The sequence below is a fragment of the Streptomyces sp. AC627_RSS907 genome, assembly GCF_019049165.1.
Genome location: NZ_JAGMUE010000053.1, coordinates 60,359 through 77,902, shown reverse-complemented (window position 1 = coordinate 77,902; position 17,544 = coordinate 60,359). Strand labels below are relative to the sequence as shown.

Genomic DNA, 17,544 nt, shown 5'->3' with positions numbered 1-17,544 from the left:
GAACCCCTCACCTGGACCCATGACCGCAAGAGACGAGGCAGCCGCCCGTGCGGCAGAGCTGGCGGCCCACACACGGCCGTATCTGATCGGCGTACGGCACCACAGTCCCGCACTCGCCGTCGCCGTGCCCCGGCTGCTGGACGCCGCGGACGCCGAGGTCGTCTGCGTCGAACTGCCCGCCGACTTCCAGCCGTGGTTGCCGTATCTCTCCGATCCGCGCACCACCGCGCCGGTGGCCCTGACCGGAGCGCACGAGGACGGACGGCTGCGCTTCCACCCCCTCGCCGACTTCTCCCCGGAACTGGCGGCGATCCGCTGGGCACGGGAACACGGCGCGGAGGTGATCTGCTGCGATCTGCCCCTCACCGCCCCGGAGTGGCAGGCCCGGCCGGAGCACGGCGCCCGGCCGGCCGGTGCGGACGCGGGCGAGTTGTGGGACCGCACGGTGGAGGCACTGGCGCCCGGCAGCACCCCGGAGGCCGTACGCGGCGCCGCCCTCGGCTTCGGCTGGGCGCTGCGCCGGGACACGGCGGCCCACGGTGGGATCCCGGCCGTCGACCTCGCCCGCGAGGCGCACATGCGCCGCGTCGTCTCCGCGGCCGGGGAGCGCCGGGTCGCCGCGGTGGTCGGCGCCTTCCACGCGCCCGGCCTGGTCGGCGAGGGGGCATCCGGGGCGGTGGGGGACGGCGCCGCCGCCGGCCTCCCGGACGCGGGCTCCCCGGTCGTCACGTCCCTCGTGCCGTACGCCTTCGCGCTGCTGGACTCCCGCTCCGGTCACCCGGCAGGCGTCCGGGACCCGCGCTGGCACCAGGCGGTGCTCGAAGCGGACGGCGACCCCGACCGGATACGCGACGCCGCCGCCCGCCTCGTCACCGAACTGTGCCGGGAGATCCGCGCCCGCGGGCACCCCGCGGGAACCGGCGAGGCGATCGAGGCCCTGCGGCTGGCCTGCGACCTCGGCACCCTGCGCGGGCTGCCCGCACCCGGCCGCGGTGAACTGCTGGAAGCGGTGACCTCCGTACTGGGCCGAGGCGAACCGCTCGGCCCGGCCCTGGAAGCGGTGCTGGTCGGCTCCGGCCGAGGCCACCTCGCCCCCGGCACACCCCGTTCCGGACTCGGCCCCTGGGTGGAGGCGGAGCTCGCGTCGCTGCGGATGCCCGGTCCGAGCGGCCCCGCCCGCCGGGAGCTCCGCCTCTCGCCGCTCCGCTCCGCCCTCGACGCCCGGCGCGAGATCCTGCTCCAACGCCTCAAGGAGTGCGGGGTGGGCTACGCCGAGCCGGTCGAGGTGACCGCCGTGGGGGAGGGGAGCGCCCTCACCACGCGCTGGCGGGCGGCCTGGACCCCCTCGGTCGCCGCCCGGCTGGACCTGGCCGGCGTCAGGGGCGTCACCGCCGCCCAGGCGGCCGACCGCACCCTCCGGGAGAACCACCGCCGGGCGGCGGCGGACGGCGGGATCACCCCGGCCCGGGTCATCGACGTCCTGGGGGCCGCGGCCCGGTGCGCCCTGCCGGACCTCGTCGGCGACTGCCTCACGGAAGCCGCGCGGGTCCTGCCCGGCGCGGCCACGCTGCCCGAACTGCTGGAGTCGCTGGACCTGTTGGAGTCCATACGCCGGGAGCACCTGCCCGGCACCACCGAGCGGACCCGCGTCCGGGCGGCCGCACTCGCCGACACCCTGCTGGAAGCCGCCGTCCGTGCCCTGCCTGGGCTGGCGGGCAGCGACGAGAAGGAGGACGCCGTCGCCGTGGTGACCCTGGCCGTCCGCAGCGCCGAGGACCGGCTCGGCCTGCGGCTGGACGGCGAGCTGCACCGGCTCTCGCGCACCGGCTCCCCGCTCGTCCAGGGCGCGGCCCTCGCCGCCCGGGTGCTGCTCGACCTCGACGGTTCGGACCTGCTGGGCCACAGACTCGCCGACTGGGTCGACACGGCGACGGGACCTGACACCCGGCACCGGCTGGAGCGCCGGCTCACCGGACTGCTCGTCGCCGCCGGACCACTGATCGAGTCCGCGTCCACCGCCCTCGACCCGCTGTTCGAGCGCGTCGAGACCATGGGCGACCGGGACTTCCTCGACCGGCTGCCCGCACTGCGCGGCGGCTTCCGGTCGCTCACTCCGGCGGGCCGCGGACGGCTGCTCGCGGCGGTGACCGACCGCCTCGGGGACCGCCCCGACCTCAGGCTCCCCGCGTCCGCCGAGCTGGCCGGCCGGTGGGCCGAGGCCGACCAGGCGGGGCTCACCGCACTGCGGCGACTGGGCCTGGCGGACCTGGTGGGCCCTTCGGCACCGGAGCCCTTCGTGGCCGGGCCCGTGGCGGGGCCCGTGGCCGGGTCCGGGTTCGTGCCGGCCACGGACGGTTCCGCCCCGGTCGCGCCCGCGCACGCGGCGCCACGGATCGGCCCCGCCGACCGCTGGCGGCTGCTGCTGGGGCGTGACACGGCGGGACTCCCCGCGGATCTGTGGCCGTACGCCCGGGCCCTGGACGAGCTGTTCGGCCCCGACGGGCAGGACCGAGAGCCCGGCGCGGACGGCGCGGACGGCGCGGACGGCGCGGACGGCGGGGCGAGCGGCGAGAGCGGGGAGCACGACGAGAAGGGGCCCAAGGGGGAGCTGGGAGAGATCGGGGAGTTCGGAGAGAGCGCCGGCGGCGGGCAGGGCCGCGGTGAGGGCGGCCGCACCGGTGGCCGGGGCCAGGCATACCCCAGCGCCCGGCACTGGGCCGACGACCTCGAAGCGCTCTTCGGCGCGGACATCCGGGAGGAAGTCCTGGGACGTGCCGTCGCGCACGGCCGTACGGACGTGATCGCCCACCTCGATCCGGCCTCCGTACGTCCCTCCGTGGAACTGCTGTCCGCCGTGCTGTCGCTCGCCCGGGGCATGCCCGAGCAGCGGGTGGCGAGTCTCCGCCCGCTCGTGAAGCGGCTGGTCGACGAGCTCACCCGGGAACTGGCCACCCGACTGCGTCCCTCGCTGACCGGCCTCACCACGCCGCGCCCCACCCGGCGCCCCGGCGGCCGGCTCGACCTGCCCCGCACGCTGCGCGCCAACCTCGCCCACACCCGTCGCCTGGAGGATGGCAGGGCCGAGGTCATCCCCGCACGGCCGGTCTTCAGGACCCGCACCGCACGGCAGAACGACTGGCGGCTGATCCTGGTCGTCGACGTCTCCGCCTCCATGGAGGCCTCGGTCGTCTGGTCGGCGCTCACCGCCGCCGTACTGGGCGGAGCGCCCATGCTCTCCACCCACTTCCTCACCTTCAGCACGCGGGTCGTCGACCTCACCGGCCTGGTCGCCGACCCACTCTCCCTGCTGCTGGAGGTGAAGGTCGACGGCGGCACGCACATCGCGGCCGGTCTGGCGCATGCCCGCTCCCTGGTGACGGTGCCCGACCGCACCCTCGTGGTGGTCGTCAGCGACTTCCAGGAGGGCGGCGCGATCGACGGGCTGCTGACCGAGACCAGGGCCCTGGTCTCCTCCGGTGCCCACCTGCTGGGCTGCGCCGCGCTGGACGGCGCCGGAGTCCCCCGCTACTCGGTGCCGATCGCCCGGCGACTCGTCGAGGCCGGTATGCCGGTGGCCGCTCTCAGCCCCCTCTCGCTCGCCCGCTGGGTGGGCGAGCGCGTCCGTGGAGCCACCCGGTGACCCCTGCCCGCCCGGACACCCCGCTCCCGCCGGTCGCACCGGAGGTGTTCGCCTCCGTGGTGGCGGGCCTGACCACCCGGCTGCGCGGCAGACTGGACGCGGCCGTCGGAGCCCTGGCCGCCACGCCCGTCGTCGCGACCGAGGACGGCACGTTCCGCGTCCGCTGCGGTGAGGACGCCTGGGTGACCCTGACGCCGGACCCGTCCGGCACGGTCACCGACCCCGGACAGGCACGCTGCACCTGCCTGCTGGCACCGCGCTGCCTCCACCGGGCGGCGGTACTGGGCGCCTGCCCGGTCCCCGACGCGGAGACCGCCACCCGCCCCGGGGACCCGGGTCGTCCTGCGGGCCCGGGGGACCCGGCCGACCCGGACCGTTCCGTCGGTCCCGGCCGTACGGCCGACCTGGGCCGTTCCCCCGGCCCGGACCGCTCGGCCGGGCCAGGGTGTCCGGCTGAGCCGGGCCGGCGCCGACGGGGCCGGCCCGCGGGACCGGACCACAAGGCCGATACGGACCGCGGGGCCGTCCCAGGCCGTCCGACCGACCGTCCTGCGTCCCCGGGCCGTCCCGCCGAGCTGGTCCCTCTCGCGTCCCCGGGCCGTCCCGCCGAGCCGGTCCCTCTCGCGTCCCCGGGCCGTCCCGCCGAGCCGGTCCCTCCCGCGTCCCCGGGCCGCCCCGCCGAGCCCCCTCCGGCCGCCCCCACCGCCGAGCAGGTCCGTGCCGCCTGCGGTCTCTGGACGGCGGCGGCGGCCGTGCTCTCGGCCGGAACGGCCGGTGCCGGAGCGGTCCTCCAGGCCGAACTGCTCCGTGCCGCCCACACGGCTCGCCTGGCCGGTCTGCACCGCGCGGAGAACGCGGCCCTGGGCGTCGTACGCCGTCTGCGCGACGTGCGCGATCCGCACAGCGCCCATGGCCTCGCCGAGCTGGTCCCCGCCCTTCGCGACCTCCTCCTCGTCGCCCACCGGCTGAAGGCGGCCGACCCCGATCCGGCCCTCATCGGCACCGTCCGCCACCACCACCGCCCCGACGGACCGCTACGGCTCCACGGCGTCTGCCGCGAACCGGTGATCGGCCCCGGCGACCTCGGCGGGGTGGTCACCCATTTCCTGGACGACGACGGCCGCTGGTACACGCTCCACGACGTTCGCCCCGGCGGCCCCGCCCGGGCCCGCCGCGCCGGCACCGCCCACGTCGCCATCCGGTCCTTCCTGAGCGACCACGTCCGGCTGTCCCGCGGCGGCCTGATCGTCTCCGGCGCGGTCGTCGCCCCGGACGGCCGCCTTCTGCCCGAGAACGGTGTCCGTGCGAGCTTCGCCGCCGGTCGGTCCTGGACCGCGGCCGCGTCGGCGACGGTGTTCGCCCGGCCGGCCGCCGGGACCGCCGGCGGTGAGCTCCCGGCACACCCCGCGGGCATCGCCGGCGGTGCCGGGCAGGCCCGGCCGCTGACCGGCTGCGCCGTGGAGATCGTCGCGGCCGACGGCGACGAACTGCTGGTCCGCGTACTGACCGACCGGGGCGGCGCGTCCCCGTACGCACGCCCCGTCCCGGCGCCCCCGGTCCGTCTCGCCCCCGCCCACCGCCACCCCGGCCTCGCCCACACCGCCAATCTCCGGCGGCTGGGCGCGTACCCGGGGCTGCGGATCCGGGTCCTCGGCCGCATCGACCCCGACCGGGTCACGACCCTCCGTCCCCTCGCCGTCGGGCCGGTGCCCGGCACCGGGGCGACGCTGCGCCTGCCGGACGAGTGGCAGGGCCGGGCCGATCTCGGCTACGACCACCTCCAAAGCGGCCACTTCCCGCCGGACCTCCCCCGTCCGTCCCCGCCCGCCGCCTCCCACACCGCCCCGCCCACGGCCGACCCGCCGCTCTGGCGCGTGCGCGGTCTGCTCGAACTGGCGGTCGCGGGAGGACGCCGGGCCGCCGCCGAATGGGCTCGGGACAGCGACCGCCACGGCCACGTGGCCGCGCTGCGCCGGGGCGGATTCGTCACCGGCGCGGAGCTGGTCGCCACGCTCGGCGCGGTGGCCGCGTACCGCTCCCGCGACGTCTTCGGCCGCCTCGCCGAGGACGATCAGGACCGCTACGCGGCCCAGTGGCTCGCCACGGCCGTCCATCTCGCCGGTGCGGAAGCGGCCCTGGGCCGCGGGACCTGGCAGGGGTGAGCCGACGTGGTCACCGCTCCAGCTCCTTGTGCGCCGTCTCCGGCAGCCGCAGGTACACCAGCGAGGACAGCAGGCACAGTACGGCGACGTACCAGGGGAAGAGCCCGGCGTGGCCCAGGTCCTTGAAGAGCGTGCCCACGTAGGGTGCCGTGCCGCCGAACAGGGCGACCGTGAGCGAGTAGGGGAAGCCGATGCCGGCCGCCCGCACCCTGGGCGGGAAGATCTCGGCGTTGACGGCGGCGCTGATCGACGTGAAGCCGGTCAGCAGGATCATGCCGGCGCAGCTCACGAGCAGCAGGACGGCGAAGGAGTCACGCAGGGAGTGCAGCAGCGGCACGCTCAGCAGGGCGAACCCCACGCCGAAGAAGAGCAGTGGGGGACGGCGCCCGAAACGGTCGGAGAGCATTCCGCCCAGCGGCTGGAGCAGCCCGAAGAAGGCCAGCGAGAGGGTGCCCGTGAGCAGCGCGTCCGACTTGTCCAGCCCGGTGTTGAGTTCCGCGTACGTCGGCAGGTACGACGTCCAGGTGTAGTAGGCCAGGGTGCCGCCCGCCGTGATGCCGCCGATCAGCAGGGACTCGCGGGGGTGACGGCGCAGTGCCTCGAACAGTCCGGGGCGCGGCGCCCGCCGCTGCTCGGCGCTGCGGGTCTCCTCGGCGCCCTGCCGGATCCAGAAGCCGACCAGACTGAGCACGGCACCGAGGACGAACGGCACCCGCCAGCCCCAGCCGTTCATCCGCTCCTCGCTCAGCGTGTTCACGAGTACCGTCGCGACGCCGGAGGCGACGAGCTGACCGGCGGTCGTCGAGACGTACTGGAAGCTGGAGAACAGGCCGCGCCGGCCGGGCCCCGCCGACTCCACCAGGAAGGTCGTCGAGGCCGCGAACTCACCGCCCACGGACAGGCCCTGGAGCAGCCGCGCGAGGACCAGGACCACCGGCGCCAGCACGCCGGCCGCCGCGTACGTCGGGGTGAGCCCGACCAGCAGGCTGCTGCCGCCCATCAGCAGGATGGTGACCGTCAGCGCGGCGCGCCGCCCGCGCCGGTCGGCGATCGCGCCCATCAGCAGTCCGCCGACGGGCCGCATGAAGAAGCCCACCGCGAACACGGCGAACGTCGACAGCAGCGGCACCAGTGAGTTGTCCGCGCTCTCGGGGAAGACCTGGTCGGCGATGTAGGTGGCCAGGAAGGTGTAGGCGTACCAGTCGTACCACTCCACGGCGTTGCCCACCGAGGCGGCGAGGAGCTGCCGTACGGGCCGTCGGGTCGGGGGTGGGTCCGTGTGCATGACTGTCATGATCGCGACCATCCCCGGGTGACGCGCCCGGCACACCTCGCGTACCGCCGACTTTCACATGAGCGACACCACACCCTTCCCTGACGTTTGGTGCTCCTGGAACACTCCTTTCGCGCGCGTTCCATCATCACCCGGCACCGCCCGCCCGGCCGGACACCCCCAAGGCGAGAGGCCCTTCACCCCATGCCCGAAGTCAACCGGCGTCGATTCCTCCAACTCGCGGGCGCCACCACGGCGTTCAGCGCGCTGTCCGCGAGCATCGAGCGTGCCGCCGCGCTCCCGGCGAACCACCGCTCGGGGACGATCGAGGACGTCGAGCACATCGTCGTCCTGATGCAGGAGAACCGTTCTTTCGACCACTACTTCGGCAGGCTGAGAGGCGTCCGCGGCTTCGGCGACCCGCACCCGGTGACCCTGGACAGCGGCAAGACGGTGTGGCACCAGACCAAGGCCGACGGCACTGAGGTGCTGCCCTTCCACCCCGAGGCCGACGACCTCGGCATGCAGTTCCTGGAGGGGCTGCCGCACGGCTGGCCCGACGGCCAGGCCGCCTACCGGGGCGGCAAGTACGACCGGTGGCTGCCCGCCAAGGGCACCACGACCATGGCGTACCTGACGCGCGAGGACATCCCCTTCCACTACGCGCTCGCCGACACCTTCACCGTCTGCGACGCCTACCACTGCTCCTTCATCGGCTCCACCGACCCCAACCGCTACTACCTGTGGTCGGGGCACACGGGCAACGACGGCAAGGGCGGCGGCCCGGTCCTCGGCAACGACGAACTCGGCTACGACTGGACGACGTACCCCGAGCGGCTGGAGGAGGCCGGGATCTCCTGGAAGATCTACCAGGACATCGGCGACGGCCTGGACGCGGCCGGCCACTGGGGCTGGATCGACGACGCCTACCGCGGCAACTACGGCGACAACTCCCTGCTGTACTTCAACAAGTACCGCAACGCGAAGCCGGGCGACCCTCTGTACGACAAGGCCCGCACCGGCACCGACGTGAAGAACGGCGACGGCTACTTCGACCGGCTCCGCGCCGACGTCAAGGCGGGCCGGCTGCCGAAGATCTCCTGGATAGCCGCCCCGGAGGCTTTCTCCGAGCACTCCAACTGGCCCTCGAACTACGGTGCCTGGTACATCTCCCAGGTCCTCGACGCGCTCACCTCCAACCCGGCGGTGTGGGCGAAGACCGCCCTGTTCATCACGTACGACGAGAACGACGGCTTCTTCGACCACGCGGTGCCGCCGCTGCCGCCGAAGTCGGCCGCGCAGGGCCGGTCCACCGTCGACGTCTCCCTGGACGTCTTCAAGGGCAGCGGCACCCACCGCGAGGGCTTCTACGGGCTGGGCCCGCGCGTGCCCATGCTGGTCGTCTCGCCCTGGAGCAAGGGCGGCTTCGTCTGCTCCGAGACCTTCGACCACACCTCGGTCATCCGGTTCATGGAGCGCCGCTTCGGCGTCCGCGAGCCCAACATCTCGCCGTGGCGGCGCGCCATCTGCGGCGACCTGACCAGCGCCTTCGACTTCTCCCGCAAGGACAGCCGGCCGGCCCGCCTGCCGGACACCGACGCCTACGAGCCGCAGGACCGCGACCGCCATCCCGACTACCGGCCCACCCCGCCCGCGGACCCGGACATGCCCCGCCAGGAACCCGGTCTGCGCCCCACCCGCCCGCTGCGGTACGCCCCGCAGGTGGACGGCGCCGTGGACGCGGTGGCCGGCAAGCTCACGCTCACCTTCGCCTCCGGCGCCGGCGCCGGCGCCGCCTTCCTCGTCACCTCCGGCAACCGCACCGACGGTCCCTGGACGTACACCACCGAGGCCGGCAAGAGCATCGCGGACACCTGGAACTCGGCGTACTCGGACGGTTCGTACGATCTGACCGTGCACGGCCCCAACGGCTTCCTGCGCGTCTTCCGGGGACCCAACCGGGTCGCCGGACCCGAGGTGACCGCCCGGCACGCCGGGGACGACGTCCGGCTGACGTTCACCAACCCCGGCTCCGGCGTGGTCCGCCTGCGGATCGAGAACGCCTACGGCGGCCGGAGCAGGACCGTCACCGTGCGTCCCGGCACCACCGTGCGCCACACCGTCGACCTCCAGCGGAGCCGGCGCTGGTACGACCTGACCGTCACCTCCGAGACCGACCCCGCCTTCCTGCGACGCTTCGCCGGGCACGTGGAGAACGGACGTCCGGGCGTGAGCGACCCGGCGATCGTCACGGAGTGACGTCGGCCACCAGCGCGGTGTGAGGTGCCCCGGTTCCGGTCGCCGGGGCGCCAGGGCCGGCTCCGGGCGGGCCGGTTCCGGTCCCGTCGCGCGTCGCGCTTGTGCGCCGCGCTGCTGCCGGCTCCGGGCGGGCCGGTTCCTGTTCGGTGTGTGTGCCGCTTGCGGTGTCGGTCCGTCGGCTGCCGGGTGCGGGCGGTGGGGTGGTGGCCACGGGGCAGCCGCCGGGGTCAGAAGGGGGTGAGGTGTCCCGGTTCGGGTTGCCGGGGCACCAGGGGTGACCCCGGGCGGGCCGGTTCCGTCTCCGGGCGCGTGGTCTTCGGCGCCGGAACGCCGGCCACCGGGCGAGGTGTGTCGGGCGGCCGGGGCGTCGCACGGCTCAGCTGGACCACGCCCCAGGCGGCCAGCGCCGCGCCGGCCAGCGCGAGCAGCACGCCGCCCGGGCCGCCCCGCAGCCGCTCCCCGAGCAGGGAAAGACCGATCACCGCGGCGGCCACCGGATTGGCGAGGGTCACCACCGCCAGCGGGGCGCCCAGACCGCCCCGGTACGCCGTCTGCGACAGCAGCAGCCCGCCCGCCGCGAAGGCCGCCACCAGCACCGCCACCCCGGTCACCTGCGCGCTGAGCAGCGGACCCGAGCGGTCCGTGACGGCGACCGTGACCGTCTGGGTGAGCGCCGACGCGACCCCCGAGGCGACGCCGGACGCCGTCGCGTGCCGCAGTCCCGGCCGTGCGCCGGGCCACGACAGCACACCGATCAGCGCGGCCGTCGCGCCGGAGACCACCAGCGCCTCCGGCACGTCCAGGACGTCGTCGGGCGCGGGTCCGGACGCGGTGAGCAGGAGCGCGCCCAGCCCCAGCAGCGTCAGTCCGGTGCCCCGCCACTCGACCGCGCTCACCCGCCGGCCCGCCAGCCGCGCCCCGAGGGGCACCGCCGCGACCAGGGTGAGCGCACCGAGCGGCTGGACCACGGTGAGGGGGCCGTACTTGAGGGCCACGACGTGCAGCAGCGCGGCCGCGGCGTTGAGTGCGACCGACCACCACCAGGCCCCGGCGGCCAGCAGGCGCAGGGCGCCCGCTCCGGGCGTGCGGGAGGCCAGCCGTTCCTGGGCCACGGCCGCGGCGGCATAGGCGCACGCGGAGACCAGGGACAACAGGACGGCGACCAGGGCGGCGCTCACCGGCCCGCCCCCACCAGCTCCTGCTGTTCCGCCGCCCGCCGCCGCATCGCCGGCCGGCCGCGCGGTACGACGCCCGGCGTGCGGCGCGGCAGGTGGATCACCGCGAGCGCGAGACCGAGCAGGGCCGCCGCCACGATCACGTCGAGCCAGTAGTGGTTCGCGGTTCCCACGATCACCAGCAGTGTCACCAGCGGATGCAGCAGCCAGAGCCACCGCAGGCGCGAGCGCGTCGCGAGGATCAGGCCGATCGCCAGCATCAGGGCCCAGCCGAAGTGCAGCGAGGGCATCGCCGCGAACTGGTTCGACAGCTGGTCGGCGCGGGGCGGACCGTACACCGACGGACCGAACACCCGGGCGGTGTCGACCAGGCCCGTCGCGCCCAGCATGCGCGGCGGGGCGAGCGGGAAGAGCAGGTGCAGCACCAGCGCCGCGCCCGTCACCGCGGCCAGTGCCCGGCGGGCCCGGACGTAGTGCCCCGGCCGTCTCAGGTAGAGCCAGACCAGGAAGGCCGCGGTGGCCGGGAAGTGCACGACGGCGTAGTACGTGTTCGCCACGTGCACGAGGGTGTCGCCGTGCAGGAGCAGGGACTGCACCGCGCCCTCGTCGGGCAGCCGGAGCGCCCGCTCCCAGTCCCACACGTGGCGCGCGTTGCGGAAGGCCTCGGCGGTGTGGCCCGTCGCCAGCTGCCGGCCGAGCTTGTAGACGAGGAACAGTCCTGCCACGAGCAGGAGTTCACGGACGAGCGGAGGACGCGCGGGCGCGTCCGACTCCGCTTGTGCAGGCTCGGTGCGGGCAGTCATCCCCCGGCCCCTTCGCTGACGGTGGTGCGTGTGGCTCACAGGGACGGGGACGCGTGACGGTTTTCATCGATACGACCTCGTTCCGATACGCCAGTGTACCGATACGGTGGTGTACCGGTACACTGCCGTATCGATAGACGTACGACACACTGAAGTACAGGACACTCGAGCGCCGCTGTAGCGACGCTGGACCCGATGAGGAGCAGAGCCGATGACGTCGCAGGCCGCGGACCGACCGGAACCGGTCGGCACCTCGCGCCGCTCCAAGATCACGCCCGAGCGTGAGCAGGAGTTCTTCGACGCCGTGCTCGAACAGATCCGGTCCTGCGGCTACGACGCCGTCACCATGGAGGGCATCGCCGCCAGCACCCGGTGCAGCAAGTCCACGCTCTACCGGCAGTGGAAGACCAAGCCCCAGTTCGTGGCCGCGGCGCTGCGCTCCCACCGCCGGGTGCGCTTCGCGGGCATCGACACCGGGTCGCTCGCCGAGGACCTGCGCCAGGCGGCCCGGGCCGCGGGCGCGGGAGCGGGCAAGGACACCGGGCTGCTCCAGGCACTCGGCCACGCGGTCATGCAGGACCCGGAACTCCAGGGCGCGCTGCGCGAGGCGCTCGTCGAGCCGGAGATCGCCGCGCTGCGGGAGATCCTGGACCGCGGTGTCGCCCGCGGAGAGGTCGCCGCCGGCCACCCGGCGCTGGACTACGTGCCGGCGCAGATGTTCGGCATGCTGCGGATGCGGCCCGTCGTCGAGGGCGAGCAGGCCGACGCGGAGTACCTGGTCGGGTTCGTGGAGGCCGTCGTGCTGCCGGCGCTCGGCCTCCCCTGAGACCCAGGCCGCCGTCCACGGGATGACTGGACGGTGGCCTGCCCGCGCCGCACCGTGGGGACGGGGGCGGCGCGCACCCCCGGCCGGGTGGGGCGCCCTCTGAGCGGAAGGGCGTCCCACCCGGCCGACCGACGCGCGGGGCCGGTCAGACGTCCTGGCCGTCGCCGCCGGAGGCGGCGGACACCTTGATGCCCTTGGTCATCTCGTCGATCACCCTCTGCTGCTGGTCGGTGTCGACGCCGAAGCGGACGACCACGATGCGCTCCGGGTCGGCGGGCGAGGGGAAGGCGAGCGACTCGACGTAGCCGTCGGCGCCCTTGTCGGTGACCGCCTTCCAGCGGACCAGATAGCCCTTCTGCCCGGCGACCGTGATCGCCTTGGAGGCCAGTTCCTCGTGCGAGGTGATCCCGCCGTAGGACTTTCCGCCGTAGGACTCCTCGGCGTTGGCCTCGATGTCGGCCTTCGCGACCTCCTCGGCGGTGGTGCCCTTGGTGCCCAGCACCATCGCGGGCGCCGAGTAGGCGCCCCCCTTCGTGCAGGTGCTGGAGGCGTCGCCGGGGCACTGGTAACTGGCGTCCGACGTCACCTGCGCCCCGACCGACAGCTGCTGTCCGGACCAGCCGTCCGGAATGGGCAGGCTGATCCCGCTGACCGGGTCCGCCACCGACCCGCTGTCGATGGTGGGCGGCTCGGACCGGTCCGGCGAGTCGGGGGAGCCCGGCGCGGCCGACTCGCCGTTCCCGCCGCCCGAGCCGCCGAAGGGATCCTTCCGGTCGCCGGGGCCCCGCCGGTCCTGCTGCGCGGGCCCCGCGCCGTCACCGCTCGAACCGCCGTCGTCCGTCAGCACGTACACACCGGCACCGACGCCGGCCAGCACGGCCACGGCCGCCGTCACCGCTATCCCGGTACGCAGCCGGCGCCGCCGCGCGGACGGCTGCTGCACGGGGTAGCCGGGATAGCCCGGGTGCACGGGGTACGGCCCGGGCACGGTGAAAGGCGCTGCGTCGGGTGCCGGCGGCTGCGTCGGAGGACCCCACGCGGCGGCCGACCCCGCGGGACGGACCTGGTCCGTCCACACCTTTCCGTCCCACCAGCGCTCGGTGGCGGGACCGTCGTTCTGCTGTCCGGGGTCCGGGTACCACCCGGGAGGAGTCACCTGCGTCATGTGCCCACCGTATGAGGCGTCGGTGAAAGCCGGATGAGAGGCCCGCCGGAACCGGATCCCCGCCGGAACCGGATCCGTACCGGCGAGCCCGCAGCGGCGAGTTGACGGATGACGGCGAGCCACGTCGCTGATGGGCCGCCCGCCGCGTCGCCCGTGCTTTACCGCATGTCACCCGTGACGGCAACTAGTGTCCCGACGGCCCACCACTGGCGCGATCGGACGGCTAGGCTCAGCCCCTGTACGTCATTCGAGCGACTTGGGGAGGCAGCGGGATGACGGAGGTACGGCGGACGGCCGTCGCCTCGGCCTCCCTCTGGGAGCGCGACGAGGAAATCGCCACCCTCACACGGGCGGTGGACACCCTGTGCGCGGACCGCTCGTCCACCGGCACCCTGTTGGTGGCCAGCGGCGAGGCGGGACTCGGCAAGACGGCGCTGCTCGCCGAGACCCGCCGCATCGCCGAGGCCCGGGGCTGCGCCGTCTGGTCGGCGCGCAGTGGCGAGACCCTGCGGTCCGTCCCCTTCAACGTGGTGCGGCAACTGCTCCAGCCCGCGCTCGTGTCCATGCTCCCGGAGGAGGCGCGGGAGTACCTCGGCGACTGGTACGACATCGCGGGTCCCGCCCTCGGCATAGCGGACCCGGGCGAGCGGCAGGCCGACCCGCAGGGCGTGTGCGACGGTCTGGTCGCCGTCGTACGCCGGCTCGCCCGCCGGGAGTGGCCGCTGGTCCTGCTGCTCGACGACGTCCACTGGGCCGACCAGGAGACCCTGCGCTGGCTGGCCGCGCTCGCCGACCGGCTCGACGAGACCTCCGTCCTGGTCGTGGTCGCCCGCCGCCCCGGGGACGTCACCGGCGACAGCGCCCGCCACCTGGACGCGGCCGCCGCACTGGGCCGGCCCCTCGCCCCGCTGAACCCCCTCACCCCGGACGCGACGGCCGGCCTGACCCGCGCCACCGTGGGCCACCACGCCGACGCCGCGTTCTGCCGCGAGGTGTGGGCCGTCACCGGCGGCAACCCGTACGAGACGGTCGAACTCCTCGCCAAGGTCCACGACAGCGAACTGGAACCGGTCGAGGCGCACGCCGCCGAACTGCGCGCCCTGAACCGTTCCGCCCGGGGCGGTGGCCTCCTCGCCCGACTGGAACAACTCGGCGTCGACGCCACCCGGTTCGCCTGGGCCGCCGCCATCCTCGGCGGCGGCATCACCGTCGACATGGTGGCCCGGCTCTCCACCCTCGACCGCGCCGCCGCGGCCCGCTGCGCCGAGCTGCTGTGCGGCGCCCGGATCCTCACCACGCCCGACCCGGCGGCCGGGCAACCGGCCACGGGCGAGCTGGAGTTCGTCCACCCGCTGATCGCCACCGACGTCTACAACTCCATTCCCGGCGCCCTGTGCACGGCGATGCACGGCATCGCGGCCCAGCTGGTCACCGAATCCGGACTGGGCGCCGCGGCCGCCTCCCGCCATCTGCTCCGGGTGTACCCCGACGACGATCCTGAGGTCGTCGACCAGTTGCGCGAGGCCGCCCGCGAGCACCTCGCCGTCGGCGCCCCCGACGCGGCCCGCCGCTGCCTCGAACGCGCCCTCGAGGAGCCGCCGTTGCCCGAGATCCACGCGCGCGTGCTCTACGAACTGGGCTGTGCCACCCTGCTCACCGCGCCCGCCACCACCATCGGCCACCTGCGCACCGCGCTCGGCATGCCCGGCCTCGACGGCGACCAACGCGTCAACGCCGTCTTCCGGCTCTCCGAGGCCCTGGTCCACAACGACCAGCTGGAGGAGGCCGTCCGCACCGTCCAGGCGGAGGCGGCCCGGACCGCGGACCCGGCCGCCCGGCTGCGGCTGCAGGCCGTCCAGTACATGTGGGAGGGCATCCACCCCGGTGAGACGTCCTCGCCCGGCCGGTCCGCGCGCCTCGCCGAGATCGCCGGGACCTGCGCCGGCCGGGACGACACCGAGCGCGCCCTGCTCATCCTGCGCGGCTTCGACGCCATGAGCCACGGTGAGAACGCCGAGGAGGTCCTCGAACTCTGCGACCGGACCCTCGTCAACGGCCGCCTCGCTCCGGGGCTCGGCTGGACCGACTCCGAGTGGGGTCTGGAACTGCCGATGATGCTGGCCAACTGCTATGCCTACACCGACCGGCTCGACCGCGCCGAGGCACTGTTCACCGAGGCCCTGCGCGCCTACGAGAGCGCCGGCTGGAGCGGCGGCCACCTCGCCCTCGCGCACACCTACGTGGGGCTCGGCCACCGCAGGCGGGGCCGCCTCAGGGAGGCCGAGAAGTCCCTGCGCCAATCGCTGCGCATCGCGGAGCGCGTGGGCCGCGGACTCCCGCTGTACTGGTCCGCGGTCTGCAACCTGATCGACACCCTGCTCGCCCGCGGCCATGTCGCTCAGGCCCGGACCGTCGCCGAACTGGAGGCCGCCGAGAAGACGGCCGCCGTACGCGGCCGGTACAACCCGGTGGTGTCCCCCTGGGCGACCGAGCTCGCCCGCGCCCTCGCCACCGAGGACCCCGGCCGCGCCGCCCACCTGGCCACCGACGCCCGCCGCCAGGCCGAACGCTTCGGCACGGATACCGCCATAGGAGAGGCCCTGCGCTGCGCCGCCGCCCTGGAGACCGGCCTGCGCGCGGTCCGGCTCGCCGCCCAGGCCGTCACCTACCTGGAGGCCTCGCCCTGCCAGTACGAGCACGCCGCCGCCCGCGTGGAGTACGGCATCGCGGCGCGTTCGGCGGCGGAACTCGAGCGGGGCATGGCGCTGGCGGACTCGTGCGGCGCCGACGGGCTGGTGGCGCGGGCCCGCGAGGCGCTGGCGGCGGGACACGCGACCTGAGGTCCGCCGCCTCGGCCCCCGTCCGGACGCGCGGGGACAGGGGCGGCACTTCGCGGTGTCCGCGCGGGGCCGGCCCGGGTCGGCTGAGCATGCCGCACCGCGGTGCCGCGCCCGGCGGGCGCGTCCGTCCGCGGGCTGCGCGGACGGCCCGGACGCGGCAGGTCTTCCTCGGCGAACCCGCCGGGGCCACGACCTGGTCAGGGCGTGTCCGTGAACACCACCCACACCTGGCCGTCGGCGAAGTTCACCGGTGTGCCGTCCGGCGCGGTGAAGGACGTGCCGTCCGAGGCCGCCCCGCGCTTCCACGTCGCCTCGTAGGTGCGCCCGTCGCGCAGCACCTCCGCCCGCCCGGACCCCACGGTCTCCACGTAGGGGGAGTTGTTGCCCAGGAAGTCGCCGAACGCGGACTCGCGGACCCTCACATGCTGCACGACGACCGTCGCCGGCGCCGCCCGCCGGCCGCCGTCCGTGGTGGCCGGGGTGCCGTCCATGGCGACCAGCCAGCGGTCACGCCGCTCGGACCAGGTGAAGGTGAAGCTCGCCGACGGATAGCGCACCGTGCGCGAGGACTGCGCCCGGCCGCCCGCGGGCGCGTCGCCGTAGCGGAACCCCGTGGTCAGCGCGGCGGCGCCGGCGGGCGACGGCAGTAGTCGGCCGGGCCGCACGTAGAGGTTGTGCGGTGCGGCCCGGCCCTTGTCCCGGAGGTAGGCGTCGGACGTCCTGCCGGGCGGCTCGGCCCGCAGGGGCGCCCGGTCGACCAGGGGGAGCAGCTTGCGCTGGGCGCCGGAGAACGCGAGCGTCGGCCGGTCGAACTGGCGCAGCAGCTCCAGGTCGGACTCCCGGGCGCTGCGCACCGGGCCGACCGTCTTCGGGAACGCGGTCGCGTAGACCGCCATCAGACGGCTCAGTCCTGCCTCCACCGGTTCCACGTAGACGACGTCCGCCGCTTCCAGGCCGGCCTGCGGCCGGGCGGCGGGCACGTTGTCGAGCTTCACGGCGAGCACGGACGCGGCGCCGTGCCTGTCACGCGACGGCGGCGTGCCCTGCCGCTGCGGGTCCGGGGGCCGCTCGGCGTCGTGCGACCGCCCGGTGTCGTGCGACCGCCCGGCGGGGTGCGACCGCTCGATGTGGGGCGCTCGCGCGTCGTCCTCCGTTCCCGGCTCCGTGGCGCAGCCCGCCGCCAGCGAGACGGCGACCGCCGCGGCCAGCAGGGCCGGCACGGCGCCGACCTGTGTGCCGCGCCGTACGGCACGTTCCCGTCTGCGCGTACCTCGACGCATTCCGACCACCCGCTACCTATCCCATGTCATGGATTGTCTGTTTCTGACAGCATTCAGTGCCCTACCCGACCGCATCCGGCAGCGCACCCGGAATCCGCTGTTCGGCCCAGCGGGCGGCGGT

Annotated in this window: 10 protein-coding genes; 5 read left to right on the top strand and 5 right to left on the bottom strand. The window is 75.0% G+C overall.

Features of this window, described 5'->3' with window-relative positions:
* Positions 1 to 19 precede the first annotated feature (19 nt).
* Entirely contained in the window at positions 20 to 3,640 is a 3,621-nt protein-coding gene (locus KUM32_RS14985) for a DUF5682 family protein (protein WP_217142366.1), read from the top strand.
* On the top strand, positions 3,637 to 5,802 hold the full coding sequence (locus tag KUM32_RS14980) for an SWIM zinc finger family protein (RefSeq protein WP_217142365.1): 2,166 nt from the start codon (positions 3,637 to 3,639) through the stop codon (positions 5,800 to 5,802). Before KUM32_RS14985 ends, KUM32_RS14980 begins: the two co-directional genes overlap by 4 nt.
* 10 nt (positions 5,803 to 5,812) lie before the next feature.
* Here the strand turns inward: KUM32_RS14980 and KUM32_RS14975 are convergent, their stop codons facing one another.
* Positions 5,813 to 7,108: an MFS transporter gene (locus tag KUM32_RS14975; protein WP_217142364.1), complete on the bottom strand. Its 1,296-nt coding sequence runs from the start codon at positions 7,106 to 7,108 to the stop codon at positions 5,813 to 5,815.
* Between the two features lie 171 nt (positions 7,109 to 7,279).
* Here KUM32_RS14975 and KUM32_RS14970 point away from each other — a divergent pair, with 171 nt between their 5' ends.
* Entirely contained in the window at positions 7,280 to 9,334 is a 2,055-nt protein-coding gene (locus tag KUM32_RS14970) for a phosphocholine-specific phospholipase C (RefSeq protein ID WP_217142363.1), read from the top strand.
* A 227-nt stretch (positions 9,335 to 9,561) separates the two neighbouring features.
* Here KUM32_RS14970 and KUM32_RS14965 read toward each other — a convergent pair whose 3' ends face one another.
* The gene (locus KUM32_RS14965) at positions 9,562 to 10,512 is read right to left on the bottom strand and encodes a hypothetical protein (RefSeq protein ID WP_217142362.1); all 951 of its coding nucleotides are present in this window, start codon (positions 10,510 to 10,512) and stop codon (positions 9,562 to 9,564) included.
* Positions 10,509 to 11,312: a phosphatase PAP2 family protein gene (locus tag KUM32_RS14960; RefSeq protein ID WP_217142361.1), complete on the bottom strand. Its 804-nt coding sequence runs from the start codon at positions 11,310 to 11,312 to the stop codon at positions 10,509 to 10,511. Before KUM32_RS14960 ends, KUM32_RS14965 begins: the two co-directional genes overlap by 4 nt.
* A gap of 211 nt (positions 11,313 to 11,523) precedes the next feature.
* On the opposite strand from KUM32_RS14960, the gene KUM32_RS14955 reads away from it, so the two are divergent.
* Positions 11,524 to 12,138: a TetR/AcrR family transcriptional regulator gene (locus KUM32_RS14955; RefSeq protein ID WP_217142360.1), complete on the top strand. Its 615-nt coding sequence runs from the start codon at positions 11,524 to 11,526 to the stop codon at positions 12,136 to 12,138.
* Between the two features lie 145 nt (positions 12,139 to 12,283).
* On the opposite strand, the gene KUM32_RS14950 is transcribed toward KUM32_RS14955, so the two are convergent.
* Positions 12,284 to 13,303, bottom strand: a complete 1,020-nt coding sequence (locus KUM32_RS14950; protein WP_217142359.1) for a DUF2510 domain-containing protein — start codon at positions 13,301 to 13,303, stop codon at positions 12,284 to 12,286.
* Positions 13,304 to 13,575: 272 nt separating this feature from the next.
* On the opposite strand from KUM32_RS14950, the gene KUM32_RS14945 reads away from it, so the two are divergent.
* Complete coding sequence (locus tag KUM32_RS14945) at positions 13,576 to 16,143, top strand: AAA family ATPase (protein WP_217142358.1); 2,568 nt, start codon at positions 13,576 to 13,578, stop codon at positions 16,141 to 16,143.
* A gap of 197 nt (positions 16,144 to 16,340) precedes the next feature.
* Here the strand turns inward: KUM32_RS14945 and KUM32_RS14940 are convergent, their stop codons facing one another.
* Complete coding sequence (locus KUM32_RS14940; RefSeq protein WP_217142357.1) at positions 16,341 to 17,423, bottom strand: DUF3048 domain-containing protein; 1,083 nt, start codon at positions 17,421 to 17,423, stop codon at positions 16,341 to 16,343.
* Positions 17,424 to 17,544 lie beyond the last annotated feature (121 nt).

Bases quoted from the DNA above. Each gene is read 5' to 3' on its own strand.
- KUM32_RS14985 (WP_217142366.1), top strand. From the start codon at position 20: ATGACCGCAAGAGACGAGGCAGCCGCCCGTGCGGCAGAGCTGGCGGCC.
- KUM32_RS14945 (WP_217142358.1), top strand. From the start codon at position 13,576: ATGACGGAGGTACGGCGGACGGCCGTCGCCTCGGCCTCCCTCTGGGAG.
- KUM32_RS14970 (WP_217142363.1), top strand. From the start codon at position 7,280: ATGCCCGAAGTCAACCGGCGTCGATTCCTCCAACTCGCGGGCGCCACC.
- KUM32_RS14940 (WP_217142357.1), bottom strand. From the start codon at position 17,423: ATGCGTCGAGGTACGCGCAGACGGGAACGTGCCGTACGGCGCGGCACA.
- KUM32_RS14975 (WP_217142364.1), bottom strand. From the start codon at position 7,108: ATGGTCGCGATCATGACAGTCATGCACACGGACCCACCCCCGACCCGA.
- KUM32_RS14960 (WP_217142361.1), bottom strand. From the start codon at position 11,312: ATGACTGCCCGCACCGAGCCTGCACAAGCGGAGTCGGACGCGCCCGCG.
- KUM32_RS14950 (WP_217142359.1), bottom strand. From the start codon at position 13,303: ATGACGCAGGTGACTCCTCCCGGGTGGTACCCGGACCCCGGACAGCAG.
- KUM32_RS14955 (WP_217142360.1), top strand. From the start codon at position 11,524: ATGACGTCGCAGGCCGCGGACCGACCGGAACCGGTCGGCACCTCGCGC.